Here is a 16,202-nt window from a genome sequence, read left to right as displayed (position 1 = left end):
AGCATCCAGCGGTCCTTGCCCGCGCCTCGGCGCAGCGGTCGGGGGAGTGTCCGACCGGCGGCATAGACTTGTCGGGCGATGCATCCTCTCTTCGACATTCCCGCGTCCCCGCCTGCGCCGGAGTCCGCGCCGGCCCGCCCGCACCGACCCGGGCCGGCCCCCGCGCGCCTCGATCCGCAGCAGTTGCTCGCCGGGCTCAACGGGCCACAGCGCGACGCGGTCAGCCACGCCGGCTCGCCGCTGCTGATCGTGGCCGGTGCCGGATCCGGCAAGACCCGGGTGCTCACGCACCGGATCGCCTACCTGCTCGCCGCGCGGGACGTGCACCCCGGTGAGATCATCGCGATCACCTTCACCAACAAGGCCGCCGGCGAGATGAAGGAGCGCGTGGCCGCGCTCGTCGGTCCGCGGGCGCGCCTGATGTGGGTGTCGACGTTCCACTCGGCCTGCGTGCGGATCCTGCGTGCCGAGCACGAGCACGCCGGCCTCAAGTCGACGTTCTCGATCTACGACGCGGACGACTCCCGCCGGCTGATGCAGTTGGTGACCCGCGAGCTGGATCTCGACCCGAAGCGCTACCCGGCGCGGGGGCTGGCCGCCCAGGTCTCCAACCTCAAGAACGAACTGGTCGATCCGGAGCAGTTCGCCGCACGGGCCACCGGGCCCAACGAGCGGGCGCTCGCCGAGGCGTACACGCTCTACCAGCGCCGACTGCGTGAGGCGCACGCGCTGGACTTCGACGACCTGATCATGACCACGGTGCACCTGCTCCAGTCCCACCCGCACGTCGCGGAAAGCTACCGTCGGCGCTTCCGGCACGTGCTGGTGGACGAATACCAGGACACCAACCACGCCCAGTACATCCTGATCAAGGAGCTGGTCTCCGGCACCGAGGGGGTGGAGCCGGCCGAGCTGTGCGTGGTCGGCGACGCCGACCAGTCGATCTACGCGTTCCGGGGCGCGACGATCCGCAACATCCTGGAGTTCGAGCGCGACTACACCGACGCGCGGACGATCCTGCTGGAGCAGAACTACCGCTCCACCCAGACCATCCTCAACGCGGCCAACGCGGTGATCGACCGCAACACCTCCCGCAAGCCCAAGCGGCTGTGGAGCGAGGCCGGCGCCGGTGAGCAGATCGTCGGTTACGTGGCCGACACCGAGCACGCCGAGGCGGACTGGGTGGCCCGGGAGATCGACCGACTGGTCGACGCCGACGAGACCCGCCCCGGCGACGTCGCGGTCTTCTACCGCACCAACGCCCAGTCCCGCGTGTTCGAAGAGGTGTTCATCCGCATCGGCCTGCCCTACAAGGTGGTCGGCGGGGTGCGCTTCTACGAGCGCAAGGAGGTCCGCGACGCACTGGCGTACCTGCGTTCGGTGGTCAACGACGACGACACGGTGAGCCTGCGGCGGGTCCTCAACACCCCTCGCCGGGGGATCGGCGACCGCGCCGAGGCGTGTGTCGAGGCGCTCTCCAGCCGGGACCGGATCTCGTTCGGCGCGGCGTTGCGCCGGGCCCGGGAGGCGCCGGGCATCTCCAGCCGGGCGGCCAACGGCATCGCCGACTTCGTGGCGCTGCTCGACGGCGCCCGCGAGCTGTCCGAGACCGGCACCCCGGAGGAGGTGCTGGAGGCGCTGCTGACCCGCTCGGGCTACCTCACCGAGCTGGAGGAGAGCCTGGATCCGCAGGACGCCGGTCGGGTGGACAACCTCCAGGAGCTGGTGAGCGTCGCCCGGGAGTACACCGAGCGGATCGAGTCGCAGGGCGAGGAGGGGGAGCGGGCCACCCTGGCCGGCTTCCTGGAGCAGGTGGCGCTGGTCGCCGACGCCGACCAGATCCCCTCCGACGACCCCGACCACCAGGGCGTGGTCACCCTGATGACGCTGCACACCGCCAAGGGGCTGGAGTTCCCGGTCGTCTTCCTGACCGGGCTGGAGGACGGCGTCTTCCCGCACCTGCGCTCGCTGGGCGACACCCGCGAGTTGGAGGAGGAGCGCCGGCTGGCGTACGTCGGCATCACCCGCGCCCGACAGCGGCTCTACCTGTCCCGCGCGGTGACCCGCTCGGCCTGGGGGCAGCCGTCCTACAACCCGCCGTCGCGGTTCCTGGAGGAGTTGCCGACCGAGCTGGTGCACTGGGAGCGCACCGAGGGGTCGTACACCTCGTGGGCCGGCGGGGGCGGCGGCGTCGGCGGCCGCGCGGACCGCGCGCCCGGCGCGCGTGGCAACTTCACCGGGGGTACGCCGAAGGCGGCCCAGTTGGCACAGCGGCTCGGCGTGGACGCCAGCCGGCTGACCACGGCCAGTGAGCTGCCGCAGGGGCCGAAGGTTTCCGCGGGTGACCGGGTCAACCACCAGCGGTACGGGCTGGGGCGAGTGCTCGCCGTCGAGGGGCACGGCCCGGGTGCCCGTGCGCAGATCGACTTCGGCGACCAGACGATGTGGCTGGTGCTCCGGCACGCCCCGGTCGACAAGCTCTGACCCACCCGACAGCGCCGAAGGTATCGGGATGTGAACCAAGGTCTATTTTCGCTCCTGGACCGTGGCCGACACCGTATCCGGGCCGGATAGTGGACAGCGTGAGCCTGGAGATCAGAGGTATCTCGTACGTCGCTGGCCATACCTCCGGCGCGGCGCTGCGCCGGGACATGCGCGCCATCCGCGAGACCCTGCACTGCACGACGGTGATGGTGATCGGCACCGATACCCGGACGCAGATGGAAGCGGCGCGGAGCGCCCTGGACGTAGGGCTCGATGTCTACATCCGGCCGTATGTCGCCGACCGCCCGCGCCGCGAGGTCCTGGCCCATCTCACGGCGACGGCCACCGCGGCCGAGGAACTACGCGTCGAGTACCCGGGTCGAGTCACGCTGCTGGTCGGCAGCGAGTTCTCCCTCACCTCCCCGGGGATGGTCCCGGGACCGCGTGTCTTCATCCGGCTCCAGGTGCTGGTGCGGTGGCGACGCTTCTTCGACCGCCGGATCACCCGAAAGCTCAACGCCCTGCTCGGCGCCGCCCTGCCCATCGCCCGCGCCGCATTCCACGGGCCGGTCACCTACGCCGCGGGCTTCTGGGAGAAGGTCGACTGGTCCGGCTTCGACCTCGTCGGCGTCAACCTCTACCGCTTCGGCACCGACCCCGCCGTCTACCAGCAACGGCTGCGCGCCCTGCTGCACGAGGCGGACAAACCGGTGGTCATCACCGAGTTCGGGTGCGGCGCCCACCTCGGTGCCGAGCGCCGCGGGCCGGGCTCGTTCCGGATCGTGAACTGGTTCGCCCAACCGCCCCAGGTCAGGGACGGACACGTACGCGACGAGCCCACCCAGGCGGCGTACCTGGCCGAACTCATCGACCTCTACGCCGCGCACGGCGTACACGGCTGCTTCGTCTTCACCTTCGTCATGCCGGACTTCCCGCACCACCCGGACCCGCGTCGAGACCTGGACATGGCTGGCTTCGGCGTGGTGCGAATACCGTCCGATGACCCGTCCCGCTGGGAGCCGAAGGAGGCGTTCCACCAGGTGGCGCGGCGTTACGAGGCAGTCGAGCGCGGCGTCGCAGCCAGCGGCACGAGCTGACCGATGGATCTCTGCCTCAGCAGCCCAGGTCCACGCCGTGCGAGCGCATGAACGGGGCCGGGTCGATCTGGTTCCACATGCCCTGGTGCACCTCGAAGTGCAGGTGTGGGCCGGTGGCGTCGCCGGTGGCGCCCTCGTAGCCGATGACCTGGCCGGCCTTGACCGCCTGCCCCACGGTGACCGCGATGCGGCTCTGGTGGGCGTAGTGGGTCAGGTATCCGTTGCCGTGGTCGATGAAGACGGAGTTGCCGTACCCGTCGGAGGCGTCACCGGCCTGGGTCACGGTGCCGGCGGCCGCAGCGCGGATCGGCGTACCGGAGGGCAGCGCCAGGTCGATGCCGGCGTGCAGGGTGCCCCAGCGCTGCCCGTAGCAGGAGGTGACCTCGGCTCCCGGCATCGGGTTGACCCAGGCGGGCGTGGGCTTGGTGGTCTTCTTCGGCTTCGGCTTGGCCTTCGCGGCGGCTGTCTTCGTGGGTGCCGGACTGGCGCTGGTTGCCGAGGGGGTCGGTGTGGGGCTGACCGAGGGAGCGGCCGGGGTGCTCGACTCGCGAGTCGAGCGGTCGGCCCGGCTGGCGGCCTCGTTGCGGGACTGCGCGTCGAGGGAGACGGCGGCGGGTGCCGGCTGGTCGGTGCCGGTGGTGGCGACGACGACGCCACCGACGCCGAGGGCGAGCAGAGCGGCGGCGCCGAGCACGATGAGGCGGTTGCGCCGGCGGGGGAGTTCCGGCTGCCCGGTGGGAGCGGTGTCGGGGGTGTTCTCGTTCTGGACGGGGCTGTCTTCCTGCACGGCGGACCTTCACAGTCGAGGGGCACTTGACCTCGAAATACTGGTGTCGGGCCGGCCTGGAGGCGGGATGGGGACCGGGTGGCCGGGTGATGGAGGGCGGCTCACCTGCCCGGATATGACCCGCTCTGGGGCGCTAAGACCGGAAAAGTGATCATGCGGTCCAGTGTCGCCGCTCACAATCTCCACTGTGACCTGGCAGACATCAGCCAACGAAAAACCGCCCGGATCGACAGATCCGGGCGGTCAACGGTCGGTACGCAGCGTCAGGAGCCGGCTACCTCGCTGTAAATTGCCTCGACTTGCAGCTTGATGTCCACTCCGCGGTCCTGCAGGAACGGCACCGGGTCGATCGGCTTGCCCTTGACATGGATCTCAAGGTGCAGGTGGGTGCCGTAGGCGTGACCGGTCTGGCCGACCAGGCCGAGCTGGTCGCCCGCCTTGATCTGCTGGCCTTCCTTGACGCTCACCGCGGAGGAGTGGCCGTAGATGGCCTCGCTGCCGTCGGCGTGCTGAACGATCACGGCGTTGCCGTACCCGCCGAACCAGCCGGCCTTGGTGACCAGGCCGTCGTGGATCGCCACAAAGGGCGTGCCCTCGGCGGCGACCAGGTCGACGCCGGTGTGCATCTTGCCCCAGCGCATCCCGTAGGGGGAGTTGAAGTCGTAGCCCTGAAGCGGCAGCAGCCACACCTCGGGCTCGGCGCTGTCCTTGCTGCGGCTGTCCCGCGAGGCGCGGTCGGCGTTGTCCGCACGGGCCTTGAGGTCCTGGCTGCTGACCGACGCCTGCTTGAGCTCGTCGAGCACCTTCGGGCTGACGTCCTTGGCGTCCGGCAGGGCGCTGGCGCCGAGTGCGACGATGCCGGCCCCGACGAAAGCGGTGGTGACGACAGCGGCGTAACGGCTACGCGGTGGGGTGGGCACGCGGCGACGACCGCGATATCGATCGGGCTCAGACGACAGGCGCTGGCGCACGCACACCCTCCGTTGTCGGGGTTCCGAAGCGGCCGGTGGACGTTCGTGAAGCTCCGATGAACGTCCGCTGACCGCGTCGTCACCCGTCCATGGACCTGATGACAACCGTGGACACGTTAGCCAACCACCAGGGGAGTCACAAGCTAGAGCGAGAAATTGGCGTGTCGATCTGTCCGTTTGCGTCCATGATTGTCATGCATCGTGACGCCGAACGGTGCCCCGGATGCTGCCCGTTCGTCGCCGAGCGTGACCGGTCCGGCGGACTCGTCCGGCTTGACTGCGGGTCGCGCGGGGCGGCGTCGGTTCCGCCGCGCCGGATCCTCTCGGCGTGGCACCGGATCGCCTCGGCAGGGCCTGCCGGGCTGCGCGATGGTCGCACCACGCGGTTGACTGATCACGGACCCGGCTTCCGGCCCGGATTTCCCGGGCCGGGCCCGTCGGGTTACCGTTCGTTAAGGTGATGGCCGTGAAGCCGGTGAAAGGTGTGCGCTGATGAGCTCTCGAATTCGGGTCGTCGTCGCCAAGCCCGGTCTGGACGGCCACGACCGGGGAGCGAAGGTCGTCGCACGTGCACTGCGCGACGCAGGGATGGAGGTCGTCTACACCGGCCTGCACCAGACCCCCGAGCAGATCGTGGAGACCGCCATCCAGGAGGACGCCGACGCGGTCGGCCTGTCCGTCCTCTCCGGCGCGCACATGACGCTGTTCCGGCGGGTGCTGGAACTGCTCGGTGAGCGGGACGCCCGCGACATCGTCGTGTTCGGTGGCGGCATCATTCCGAACGGCGACATTCCCGAGCTGGAAAAGCTGGGCGTCGCGAAGATCTTCACGCCGGGCGCCACCACTCAGGCGATCGTCGAGTGGGTCCGAGAGAACGTCGCGCAGCCGGTTTCCTGAGGCTCGCCGCGACGGTCGGCTTCATGCGACCGGATTTGGGCACGGGGGAGGGGCCGGACGCACCCCTCACACGTCCGGCCCCTCTATGCACGATGCCCCGCCGCCACCCCTCGACCGACAGGGCATCGGCCGTATCCCGTCTTTGCGCTGCTCAGCGCTCCGACACCTGACTCAACGACGCCCCCACGGCCGGGTTACGCCACCGGGGCAACATCGCCCGGACGGTGGATCCGGACCGGGTCGTGGTCGGAAACCGGCCGCTCCCGATGTCCGGCTGTGCATTAGCGCACACCACGCACCCGCTCGGTTGCCGGCGGTGTCGACCTCGCTAGGCTGCGGCCAATGGCCTGTTTCAACTGATGACAGGCGTCAAACTGTTTTTGAACGCTGGTGGCGGCGCGACGGCGCGCCGCGGAGACGGGACGGGACGCGCAATCGTGGACCTGTACGAGTACCAGGGGCGGGACCTGTTCGAGCGGCACGGCTTGCCCGTGTTGGCCGGCGGCGTCGCCACTACCCCGGAAGAGGCCCGTGCGATCGCCGACCGCCTCGGCGGTCGCGTGGTCGTCAAGGCGCAGGTGAAGGTCGGCGGCCGCGGTAAGGCCGGCGGCGTCAAGCTGGCCGAGGGCGCCGAGGAGACGGTGGCCCGTGCCACCGACATCCTCGGCATGGACATCAAGGGCCACACCGTCCACAAGGTCATGATCACGGTGACCGCGGACGTGGCCGAGGAGTACTACTTCTCGTACCTGCTCGACCGGGCGAACCGCACCTTCCTCTGCATCGCCAGCGTGGCCGGCGGCATGGACATCGAGCAGGTCGCCGCCGACACCCCCGACAAGGTGGTTAAGGCCCCGATCGACGCCGTCAAGGGCGTGGACGAGGCCAAGGCTCGCGAGATCGTGACCGCCGCCGGTTTCCCGACCGAGGTCGCCGACCAGGTGGTCGAGATCGCCGTCGGCCTGTGGCAGGCGTTCGTCGCCGAGGACGCCACCCTGGTCGAGGTCAACCCGCTCGCCAAGAACGGCGACGGCCGGATGCTGCTGCTCGATGCCAAGATCAGCCTGGACGAGAACGCCGCGTTCCGGCACCCGGACCACGAGGCGCTCGTGGACCAGGCCGCCGTGGACCCGCTGGAGCAGGCCGCCAAGGCCAAGGACCTCAACTACGTCAAGCTCGACGGCGAGGTCGGCATCATCGGCAACGGCGCGGGTCTGGTCATGTCGACCCTCGACGTCGTCGCGTACGCCGGTGAGCGGCACGGCAACGTCAAGCCGGCCAACTTCCTCGACATCGGCGGCGGCGCGAGCGCCGCGGTGATGGCGAACGGGCTGGAGATCGTGCTCTCCGACCCGGCCGTGAAGAGCGTCTTCGTCAACGTCTTCGGCGGCATCACCGCCTGCGACGAGGTCGCCAACGGCATCATCCAGGCACTGGCCCTGCTGGAGCAGCGCGGCGAGCAGGTCACCAAGCCGCTCGTCGTCCGTCTCGACGGCAACAACGCCGAGGCCGGCCGGGCGATCCTGGACGGCGCGAACAACCCGCTCGTGCAGCGGGTGGACACCATGGACGGTGCGGCCGAGCGGGCCGCCGAGCTGGCAGCTGCGGGGGTCTGATCATGGCTATCTGGCTGACCAAGGACTCGAAGGTCATCGTTCAGGGGATGACCGGTTCCGAGGGTTCCAAGCACACCCGGCGGATGCTCGCCGCCGGCACGAACGTGGTGGGCGGCGTCAACCCGCGCAAGGCGGGCCAGACCGTCGACTTCGACGGCACCGAGCTGCCGGTCTTCGCGTCGGTCGCGGACGCGATGGCCGAGACCGGGGCCGACGTCACGGTCATCTTCGTGCCGCCGCAGTTCACCAAGGCCGCCGTGGTCGAGGCGATCGACGCCGCGATCGGCCTGGCCGTGGTGATCACCGAGGGCGTGCCGGTGCACGACACCGCGTCGTTCTGGGCGTACAACGTGTCCAAGGGTGAGCAGACCCGGATCATCGGGCCGAACTGCCCCGGCATCGCCTCGCCCGGCGCGTCCAACGCCGGCATCATCCCGGCCGACATCACCGGCTCCGGCCGGATCGGCCTGGTCAGCAAGAGCGGCACGCTGACCTACCAGATGATGTACGAGCTGCGCGACATCGGCTTCTCCACCTGCGTCGGCATCGGCGGCGACCCGATCATCGGGACCACCCACATCGACGCCCTGGCGGCGTTCGAGGCCGACCCGGAGACCGACGCCATCGTGATGATCGGTGAGATCGGTGGCGACGCCGAGGAGCGGGCCGCCGAGTTCATCAAGGCGAACGTCACCAAGCCGGTGGTCGGCTACATCGCCGGCTTCACCGCTCCGCCCGGCAAGACCATGGGTCACGCCGGGGCGATCATCTCCGGCTCGGCCGGCACTGCCGAGGCGAAGCAGGCGGCGCTGGAGGCGGTCGGCGTCAAGGTCGGCAAGACGCCGACCGAGACCGCCAAGCTGATGCGGGAGATCATGTCCGGCAACTGAGCCGGCCAGGCAACAGCGAAGGGGGTCGACCGGTCACGGTCGACCCCCTTCGGCGTACGCCTGTTCCTCGTGCGTCAGTCGTTGTTCCAGAACGGGTAGTTGCCGGTCGCCCGCAGGATCGTACCGCCGATGATGTTGATCACGCCGAACACGATGGCGAGGTAGCCCAGCAGCGGGGACTGCCCGTAGCGGCGGGCGTCCCGGATCGACAGGTAGCCGAAGATGATGCCCAGGATGCCGCAGCAGATCAGCCCCAGCACGATGCCCAGCACACCCCAGAGCGTGGTCCGGTCCCGTCCGCGCGCCGGTGGGGGCGGGGGTGGCGGGTATGGCGTCGTCACAGCTTCCTCCGGGCGGTCGTGGACGGCGAGCCGGCCGGACCACGACCGGCGGACCCGACCCGGGCGGTGGCGACTCGCGCCCCCTCTGGCCGAGGCTAGACCCGGACCGGGTCGCCGAGGCCCTGGTTCGGTCAACTCGTCGCCCTTTGGACGGGTTAACGGACTGCCACCGCCTTCACGACGTGCCAGAGTAGAGCGGATGTCCCCCGTCACCCCTGACCGTCCCAGCCGTCCCGGCGGTGTGCGCGCCGACGACCGGCCGGTCGACCGTGCCGCGCCGGCCCGACGGGTGCCCGCGTCCCGCTCGGGCGGATCGCCACGCGGGCGTGCGCCGCTGCCCGTCGCCGCCGGGGTGGCCGCCTGCTGGGCCGCGCTCACCTCCTACCTGCCGGTCGCCATCGTGCTCGGCCTGGTTCAGCTCGGCACGGATTCCAGCACTCTGACCAACACCCTGCGCACCGCGCTGGCCGGCTGGCTGCTCGGGCACGGCGTGCCGCTGCACACCGCGTCCGGTCCGCTCGGGCTCGCCCCGCTGGCGCTGACCGTGCTCGCGCTGTGGCGGCTGACCCGGGCCGGCGTGCACGTCAGCCGCGCGATCGGCGCCCGCGACACCCGCTCGCCGCGACGGGCGCTGCTCGCCGCGGGCGCGGTCGGCATCGCGTACGCGCTGCTTGGCGCGCTGGCGGCGGTGCTGATCGGCGCCAACGGACCGGATGTGTCGGTGGTCCGGGCCGGAGTGACGTTCGCGGTGGTCGGCACCCTCGCCGCGCTGGTCGGCGCGACCCGCGTCACCGCCGTGACCCGGCTGCTCGTCACCCGGCTGCCGGCCCCGGTGCGCGACGGTGTGCGCAGTGGTCTGGTGGCCGGGCTGCTGCTGCTCGGCGCGGGTGCCGGGGCGGCCGGCCTGGCGGTGGCCACCGGCGGCGGCGACGCGGCCGACATGATCGGCGCGTACCGGACCGGGGTCGCCGGGCAGGCCGGGATCACCCTGGTCAGCGCCGCGTACGCGCCGAACGCGGCGATCTGGTCGGCCAGCTACCTGCTGGGGCCCGGTTTCGCGGTCGGCGTCGACACCGCGGTCCGCACCAGCGAGGTGTCGGTCGGCGCGTTGCCGGCCGTGCCACTGCTCGCCGGTCTGCCGCGAGGTCCGGTGGACGGCCTCGGCGCTCTCCTGCTCGCGGTGCCCGTGCTGGCCGGGATGGTCGCCGGCTGGTTGCTCGCCCGCCGGGTGGCTCGACTCGCCGGGCCAGAGCGGGCCCCGCAGCGCTGGGCCGAGGTGCTGGTCCCAGCGGCGCTGGCCGGGCCGGTGGCCGGCGTGCTGCTCGGCGTGGCCGCCGCGGTGTCCGGCGGGTCGCTCGGCGCCGGCCGGCTGGCGCAGGTCGGGCCGGTGGGCTGGCAGGTCGGGGCGGTGGCGGCAGGTGTGATCGCGGTCGGCGCACTCCTCGGTGCCGCGGCCACCCGAGCGCTCACCCGCGCCCCGGCCCAGTAAGAGCGCTCACCCGCGCCCCGGCCCAGTAAGAGCGCTCACCCGCGTCCCGGCCCGGTAAGAGCGCTCACCCGCGCGTCCCGGCCCGGTAAGAGCGTTCACCCGCGCGCCCCGGCCCAGTAAGAGCGTTCACCCGCGTCCCGGCCCGGTAGGCCAGGCCCCGGCCGCGTCTTCGTGCGGGTGAACGAGCGCGGGGCGCCCCGGACGAATCCGGAGCGCCCCGTCGACAGCGAGCCTTGTCAGGCCTGGCCAGGCAGCGTGACCTGTGCCACGACGAACAGGATGATCAACACGATGCCGAGCGCGACGGCGACCGCGCCGCAGATCAGGCCGGCCTTGGCCTGCCCAGCGTTGTTGGCCTGGCCCTGAGCGACCTTCTGCCGGGCGAGGTAACCGGTGACCACTGCCGCGATGCCGACCGGGATGCCCAGGTAGAAGCAGCAGAGCAGCGGGATCGAGGCGATACCGAGGATCATCGACACCAGGCCGAGGGTGTTGTTCTGCCCCTGCGCCTGCGGGTACCCGGCGTTCGGGTACCCCGGGGCGCTGCCGTACTGGGGCTGCTGCTGGGCGTACGGGTCCTGGTACGCCGGCGGCTGACCGTACGGCTGACCCGAGGTGGGCTGCTGGCCGTACGGGGCCTGCGGTTGGCCGTACGGGTCCTGCTGGCCGTAGGGCTGACCCGAGGTGGGCTGCTGGCCGTACGGGGCCTGCGGTGCCGCGTACGGGTCCTGCTGGCCGTACGGGGCGGCTGGCGGCGGAGGTGCGGTCGGGTCCTGGTTGGGCTGCTGGCCGTACGGGTCCTGACCGGGGTTACCGGGCTGCATTCGAAAAGCTCCTTGGACTGGTTCCGTCAGTTACTGCTGTGTGTTTCCATCCATGATCGCGTTCAGTCCTCCCGATGCCCAGTGCGGCAACCGGTAGACATTCTTCCCGAAGCGCAGGAAAAGGCAGTTCTTGCTCAACTCCGCGGGTCGGGCCAGCGCCGTGGCGCGGGTTGGCGGGACGTTCGGCCCGAGCGAGCGGCAGCGTACCGGGTCGATGCACGTCGACGCTGTCGAAGATCGGCGCACCGCCCAGCGGAGGGGCATCCTGACCTGCCCGATAGGGTGGCCCGGTGACCGAGCCCGCGCCTGTCGCCCGCATCGTCGTCCTCGTCTCCGGCTCCGGGAGCAACCTTCAGTCGCTGCTGGATGCCGCCGCCGACCCCGCGTACGGCGCACAGGTCGTCGCGGTCGGCGCGGACCGCGACGGCATCGCGGGCCTGGACCGGGCCGACGCGGCCGGGGTGCCGACCTTCGTCGAGCGGGTCCGCGACCACGACACCCGGGAGGACTGGGACGCCGCGCTCACCGCGCACGTCGCGAAGCACCAACCCGACCTGGTCATCTCCGCGGGCTTCCTCAAGCTGGTCGGCCCGCACTTCCTCGCCGCCTTCGGCGACCGCTACCTGAACACCCACAACACCCTGCTGCCGGCGTTCCCCGGCATCCACGGTCCGCGGGACGCCCTCGCCTACGGCGTGAAGCTCACCGGGGCCACCCTCTTCTTCGTCGACGCCGGCATGGACACCGGGCCGATCGTCGCGCAGGTCGCGGTGCCGGTGCTCGACGACGACGACGTCGACACGCTCACCGAGCGCATCAAGGAAGCCGAGCGGCGCCAGCTCGTCGAGCAGGTCGGTCGCCTGGTCCGCGAAGGCTGGACCATCACCGGAAGGAAGGTCACGGTTCCGTGAGCCCCACTCAGGACGGGCGCCGCCCGATCAGGCGGGCGCTGGTCAGCGTCTACGACAAGACCGGGCTGGTCGAGCTGGCCCAGGCCCTGCACGCAGCCGGCGTGGAGATCGTGTCCACCGGCAGCACGGCGGGCACCATCGCCGCCGCCGGAGTACCGGTGACGTCGGTGGAGACGGTGACCGGGTTCCCCGAGGTGCTCGACGGCCGGGTGAAGACCCTGCACCCGAAGGTGCACGCGGGTCTCCTCGCCGACCTGCGCAAGGACACGCACGTGGCGCAGCTCGACGAGCTGGGGGTGGCGGCGTTCGACCTGCTGGTCTCCAACCTCTACCCGTTCCAGGCGACCGTCGCGTCCGGCGCCGGCGTCGAGGAGTGCGTGGAGCAGATCGACATCGGTGGCCCGGCCATGGTGCGGGCCGCTGCCAAGAACCACGCCTCGGTCGCCGTGCTCACCGACCCGGCCGGTTACCCGGCGCTGCTCGGCGCGCTCAGCGAGGGTGGCTTCACCCTGGCCCAGCGTCGGGCGCTGGCCGCCCGGGCGTTCGCCGACATCGCCGAGTACGACGTCGCGGTGGCCCAGTGGTGTGCCCAGGAGCTGGCGCCAGCCGACGACTCCTGGCCGCAGTTCGCGGGGCTGGCGCTGCGCAAGTCGACGGCACTGCGGTACGGCGAGAACCCGCACCAGCCGGCGGCTCTCTACACCGACCCGGACGCCCCCGCCGGGCTGGCCCAGGCCGAGCAGCTGCACGGCAAGGAGATGTCGTACAACAACTACGTCGACGCGGACGCCGCGTGGCGGGCCGCGAACGACTTCGCCGACCAGCCGGCTGTGGCGATCATCAAGCACGCCAACCCGTGCGGCATCGCGGTCGGCGCGGACGTGGCCGAGGCGCACCGCAAGGCGCATGCCTGCGACCCGGTGTCGGCGTACGGCGGGGTGATCGCGGTCAACCGCCCGGTCTCGGTCGAGATGGCCCGGCAGGTCGCCGACATCTTCACCGAGGTCGTGGTCGCACCCGGCTTCGACGACGGCGCGGTGGACGTGCTGCAGGGCAAGAAGAACATCCGGCTGCTGCGGGCGCCGGCCTGGACGCCGGCGCTGGTGGAGTTGCGGCAGGTGACCGGTGGCGTGCTGGCTCAGGTCGCCGACCGGGTGAACGCTCCCGGCGACGACCCGGCGAACTGGCAGTTGGCGACCGGTGAGGCCGCCGACGAGGAGCTGTTGCGGGACCTCGCGTTCGCCTGGCGGGCGGTCCGCGCGGTGAAGAGCAACGCGATCCTGCTCGCCAAGGACGGCGCCACCGTCGGCGTCGGCATGGGTCAGGTCAACCGGGTCGACTCGGCGCAGCTCGCGGTCACCCGCGCCGGTGCCGACCGGGCCCGTGGCTCGGTCGCCGCCTCGGACGCGTTCTTCCCGTTCGCCGACGGCCCGCAGATCCTCATCGACGCCGGCGTCCGCGCCATCGTGCAGCCGGGCGGCTCCATCCGCGACGAAGAGGTCATCGAAGCAGCCAAAAAGGCCAACGTAACGATGTACCTAACGGGAACCCGCCACTTCTTCCACTAAACAAACCCCCGCCGGCCTCACCGGCCTCTCACCGCGGGCCTCACCGGCCTCTCACCGCGGGTCTCACCGGCCTCTCACCGCGTTGATCATGGAGTTATTGTCCCGACACGCCGGTCGGAAGGACAATAACTCCATGATCAACGGCGGCCGGTGACCGGCGACCGCCGGCGAGGGCCGGCGAGTAGCCAGGCCGGGCGAGGCCGGACCGGCCGGTCGGGTCAGGCCGGGAGGGTTGGGCGGAGTTCGGCGAAGTGGCAGGCCGACGGGTGCGGGTCGGCTGCTCTTGGGACCGTTTGCGGGTCTTGCGTGGCGCAGATGTCCTGGGCCTTCCAGCATCGGGTCCGGAAGTGGCATCCACTCGGCGGATCGGCCGGGCTGGGCACGTCGCCGACCAGCCGGATCATGTTGCGCTGATCGCGGGCCTCCGGGTCCGGCACCGGCACCGCGGAGAGCAGAGCCTGGGTGTACGGGTGGGTGGCCCGCTCGTAGATCTCGTCCTCGGTGCCGATCTCGACGATCCGGCCGAGGTACATCACCGCGACCCGGTCGGCGATGTGCCGCACCACGGACAGGTCGTGGGCGATGAAGATGTACGAAAGCCCCAACTCGTCCTGGAGCTGCTTCAGCAGGTTGATCACCTGAGCCTGGATGGAGACGTCCAGCGCCGACACCGGCTCGTCGCAGACGATCACCTCGGGCCGCAGGGCGAGCGCGCGGGCGATGCCGATGCGCTGCCGCTGACCGCCGGAGAACTGGTGCGGGTACCTGTTGATGTGCTCCGGGTTGAGCCCGACCAGGTCGAGCAGCTCCTGGACCCGCTTCTGCTTGCTGCCCTTCGGCGCGGCATCCGTGTGGATCTCGAACGGCTCGCCGATGATGTCGCCGACGGTCATCCGCGGGTTCAGCGAGGTGTACGGGTCCTGCATCACCATCTGCATGTTGCGGCGTACCCGACGCAGCTCGCCCCCGGAGGCCTTGAACAGGTCGCGACCTTCCAGAGTGGCCCGGCCGGAGGTGGGCGTCTCCAGTCGCATCAGCAGCCGGGCGAGGGTGGACTTGCCGCAGCCGGACTCACCGACCACACCCAGCGTCTCGCCCCGACGCAGCTCGAAGCTCACCCCGTCGACGGCCTTGACCGCGCCGATCTGCCGCTGGAACAGGACTCCCTGCGTGATCGGGAAGTGCTTCACCAGGTTGTCGACGGAGAGGATCGTCTCGCCGCGGACCTTCGTGGGGTTAGCGGGCGACGCTGTCATCACGGACCTCCTGCGCGAAGTGGCAAGCGCTGGTCCGGCCGTCGCCGAGGACCAGGTCGTGCGGTACGACGTCCACGCAGACCTGCTGGACGTACGGGCACCGGGGGTGGAACGGGCAGCCGGACGGGATCTGCATCAGGTTCGGCGGCAACCCCTTGATCGTCGACAGTTCCGCGCCGCGGACGTCCAGGCGCGGGATCGACTCCAACAAACCCTTGGTGTACGGGTGGGCGGGCGCCTTGTAGAGCGAGCGGACGTCGGCGTGTTCGACGATCCGGCCGGCGTACATGACCGCGATCCGGTCCGCGACACCGGCGACCACACCCAGGTCGTGGGTGATCAGGATCATCGCCATGTTGCGTTCCCGGCGCAGGTCGGCCAGCAGGTCCATGATCTGGGCCTGGACGGTCACGTCGAGCGCGGTGGTGGGCTCGTCGGCGATCAGCACCTTCGGGTCCAACGCCAGCGCCATGGCGATCATGACGCGCTGCCGCATGCCGCCGGAGAACTGGTGCGGGTAGTCGCCGATCCGCTTGGCGGCCCCCGGGATCTTGACCAGGTCCATCAGTTCGATGGCGCGACGCCGGGCGTCGGACCGGGACATGCCGGCGCGCTGGCGCAGCGTCTCGCCGATCTGCCAGCCGACCGGGAAGACCGGGTTCAAAGCGGAGAGCGCGTCCTGGAAGATCATCGCGATCTCCTGGCCGCGGATCTGCCGGCGCTGCTCCTCGGAGCGGGTGAGCAGGTCCTCACCCTGGTAGAGGATCTGGCCGGAGCGCACGAACGCGGGCGGGGTGTCCAGGATGCCCATGATCGCCTGAGCGGTGACGGACTTGCCCGAGCCGGACTCGCCGAGCACGGCAAGCGTCTCGCCGGCGTCCAGGTGGTACGACACGCCGTTGATCACCCGGGCGACGCCCTCGTTGGTGCGGAACTCGACGTGCAGGTCCCGCAGCTCCAGCAGGTGGCCGCCCTCTGGCGTGGCGGAGGCGGGCGTCGGTTGAACGGTCATGGCTGTGCCTGCCTTTCGCTCGCGACTGCGGGGCTCGCTTCGCTCACTTCTCGCGCTCG

14 protein-coding genes are annotated in these 16,202 nt (G+C 70.9%); 8 read left to right on the top strand and 6 right to left on the bottom strand.

Annotation, left to right across the window (positions count from 1 at the left end; translation table 11 throughout):
* Positions 1 to 78: 78 nt before the first annotated feature.
* Positions 79 to 2,484, top strand: a complete 2,406-nt coding sequence (gene pcrA, locus AB0C25_RS31385; RefSeq protein WP_357378002.1) for a DNA helicase PcrA — start codon at positions 79 to 81, stop codon at positions 2,482 to 2,484.
* A gap of 98 nt (positions 2,485 to 2,582) precedes the next feature.
* On the top strand, positions 2,583 to 3,581 hold the full coding sequence (locus tag AB0C25_RS31380) for a hypothetical protein (protein WP_357378000.1): 999 nt from the start codon (positions 2,583 to 2,585) through the stop codon (positions 3,579 to 3,581).
* 16 nt (positions 3,582 to 3,597) lie between these two features.
* On the opposite strand, the gene AB0C25_RS31375 is transcribed toward AB0C25_RS31380, so the two are convergent.
* Both AB0C25_RS31375 and AB0C25_RS31370 read right to left on the bottom strand, forming a co-directional pair.
* Positions 3,598 to 4,368: a M23 family metallopeptidase gene (locus AB0C25_RS31375; RefSeq protein ID WP_357377998.1), complete on the bottom strand. Its 771-nt coding sequence runs from the start codon at positions 4,366 to 4,368 to the stop codon at positions 3,598 to 3,600.
* 263 nt (positions 4,369 to 4,631) lie between these two features.
* Positions 4,632 to 5,339, bottom strand: a complete 708-nt coding sequence (locus tag AB0C25_RS31370) for a M23 family metallopeptidase (protein ID WP_357377996.1) — start codon at positions 5,337 to 5,339, stop codon at positions 4,632 to 4,634.
* Positions 5,340 to 5,831: 492 nt separating this feature from the next.
* On the opposite strand from AB0C25_RS31370, the gene AB0C25_RS31365 reads away from it, so the two are divergent.
* The 3 genes from AB0C25_RS31365 (at position 5,832) to sucD (ending at position 8,742) form a co-directional block, all read left to right on the top strand.
* On the top strand, positions 5,832 to 6,236 hold the full coding sequence (locus AB0C25_RS31365; RefSeq protein ID WP_088987674.1) for a cobalamin B12-binding domain-containing protein: 405 nt from the start codon (positions 5,832 to 5,834) through the stop codon (positions 6,234 to 6,236).
* A 437-nt stretch (positions 6,237 to 6,673) separates the two neighbouring features.
* Complete coding sequence (gene sucC / locus AB0C25_RS31360) at positions 6,674 to 7,852, top strand: ADP-forming succinate--CoA ligase subunit beta (RefSeq protein ID WP_357377994.1); 1,179 nt, start codon at positions 6,674 to 6,676, stop codon at positions 7,850 to 7,852.
* A gap of 2 nt (positions 7,853 to 7,854) precedes the next feature.
* Positions 7,855 to 8,742, top strand: a complete 888-nt coding sequence (gene sucD, locus AB0C25_RS31355; RefSeq protein WP_357247041.1) for a succinate--CoA ligase subunit alpha — start codon at positions 7,855 to 7,857, stop codon at positions 8,740 to 8,742.
* Positions 8,743 to 8,816: 74 nt separating this feature from the next.
* Here sucD and AB0C25_RS31350 read toward each other — a convergent pair whose 3' ends face one another.
* Positions 8,817 to 9,083 (bottom strand): DUF4190 domain-containing protein, encoded by a 267-nt coding sequence (locus AB0C25_RS31350; RefSeq protein ID WP_357377992.1) that lies wholly within the window; start codon positions 9,081 to 9,083, stop codon positions 8,817 to 8,819.
* 199 nt (positions 9,084 to 9,282) lie between these two features.
* On the opposite strand from AB0C25_RS31350, the gene AB0C25_RS31345 reads away from it, so the two are divergent.
* Positions 9,283 to 10,572: a DUF6350 family protein gene (locus AB0C25_RS31345; protein WP_357377990.1), complete on the top strand. Its 1,290-nt coding sequence runs from the start codon at positions 9,283 to 9,285 to the stop codon at positions 10,570 to 10,572.
* Positions 10,573 to 10,808: 236 nt separating this feature from the next.
* Here the strand turns inward: AB0C25_RS31345 and AB0C25_RS31340 are convergent, their stop codons facing one another.
* On the bottom strand, positions 10,809 to 11,396 hold the full coding sequence (locus tag AB0C25_RS31340; RefSeq protein WP_357377987.1) for a DUF4190 domain-containing protein: 588 nt from the start codon (positions 11,394 to 11,396) through the stop codon (positions 10,809 to 10,811).
* A gap of 290 nt (positions 11,397 to 11,686) precedes the next feature.
* Here AB0C25_RS31340 and purN point away from each other — a divergent pair, with 290 nt between their 5' ends.
* A complete protein-coding gene (purN, locus tag AB0C25_RS31335) occupies positions 11,687 to 12,307 on the top strand; it encodes a phosphoribosylglycinamide formyltransferase (RefSeq protein WP_357377985.1) in 621 nt (206 codons plus the stop codon).
* On the top strand, positions 12,304 to 13,875 hold the full coding sequence (gene purH, locus AB0C25_RS31330; protein WP_357377983.1) for a bifunctional phosphoribosylaminoimidazolecarboxamide formyltransferase/IMP cyclohydrolase: 1,572 nt from the start codon (positions 12,304 to 12,306) through the stop codon (positions 13,873 to 13,875). Before purN ends, purH begins: the two co-directional genes overlap by 4 nt.
* A gap of 218 nt (positions 13,876 to 14,093) precedes the next feature.
* On the opposite strand, the gene AB0C25_RS31325 is transcribed toward purH, so the two are convergent.
* Both AB0C25_RS31325 and AB0C25_RS31320 read right to left on the bottom strand, forming a co-directional pair.
* Positions 14,094 to 15,131, bottom strand: coding sequence for a dipeptide ABC transporter ATP-binding protein (locus AB0C25_RS31325; protein WP_357377981.1), 1,038 nt, complete (start codon positions 15,129 to 15,131; stop codon positions 14,094 to 14,096).
* On the bottom strand, positions 15,112 to 16,143 hold the full coding sequence (locus AB0C25_RS31320; RefSeq protein WP_357377979.1) for an ABC transporter ATP-binding protein: 1,032 nt from the start codon (positions 16,141 to 16,143) through the stop codon (positions 15,112 to 15,114). Before AB0C25_RS31320 ends, AB0C25_RS31325 begins: the two co-directional genes overlap by 20 nt.
* Positions 16,144 to 16,202: the final 59 nt, after the last annotated feature.

Origin of the sequence: Micromonospora sp. NPDC048839 (assembly GCF_040649915.1) — a bacterium.
Lineage (GTDB): Bacteria > Actinomycetota > Actinomycetes > Mycobacteriales > Micromonosporaceae > Micromonospora.
Note: the sequence above shows the minus strand (reverse complement) of the source record. Positions and strands in the feature narration are given on the sequence as shown.

Excerpts from the sequence above, each read along its gene's own strand:
- pcrA (WP_357378002.1), top strand. The coding sequence starts at position 79 with ATGCATCCTCTCTTCGACATTCCCGCGTCCCCGCCTGCGCCGGAGTCC.
- AB0C25_RS31365 (WP_088987674.1), top strand. The coding sequence starts at position 5,832 with ATGAGCTCTCGAATTCGGGTCGTCGTCGCCAAGCCCGGTCTGGACGGC.
- sucD (WP_357247041.1), top strand. The coding sequence starts at position 7,855 with ATGGCTATCTGGCTGACCAAGGACTCGAAGGTCATCGTTCAGGGGATG.
- AB0C25_RS31345 (WP_357377990.1), top strand. The coding sequence starts at position 9,283 with ATGTCCCCCGTCACCCCTGACCGTCCCAGCCGTCCCGGCGGTGTGCGC.
- AB0C25_RS31340 (WP_357377987.1), bottom strand. The coding sequence starts at position 11,396 with ATGCAGCCCGGTAACCCCGGTCAGGACCCGTACGGCCAGCAGCCCAAC.
- AB0C25_RS31325 (WP_357377981.1), bottom strand. The coding sequence starts at position 15,131 with ATGACAGCGTCGCCCGCTAACCCCACGAAGGTCCGCGGCGAGACGATC.
- AB0C25_RS31320 (WP_357377979.1), bottom strand. The coding sequence starts at position 16,143 with ATGACCGTTCAACCGACGCCCGCCTCCGCCACGCCAGAGGGCGGCCAC.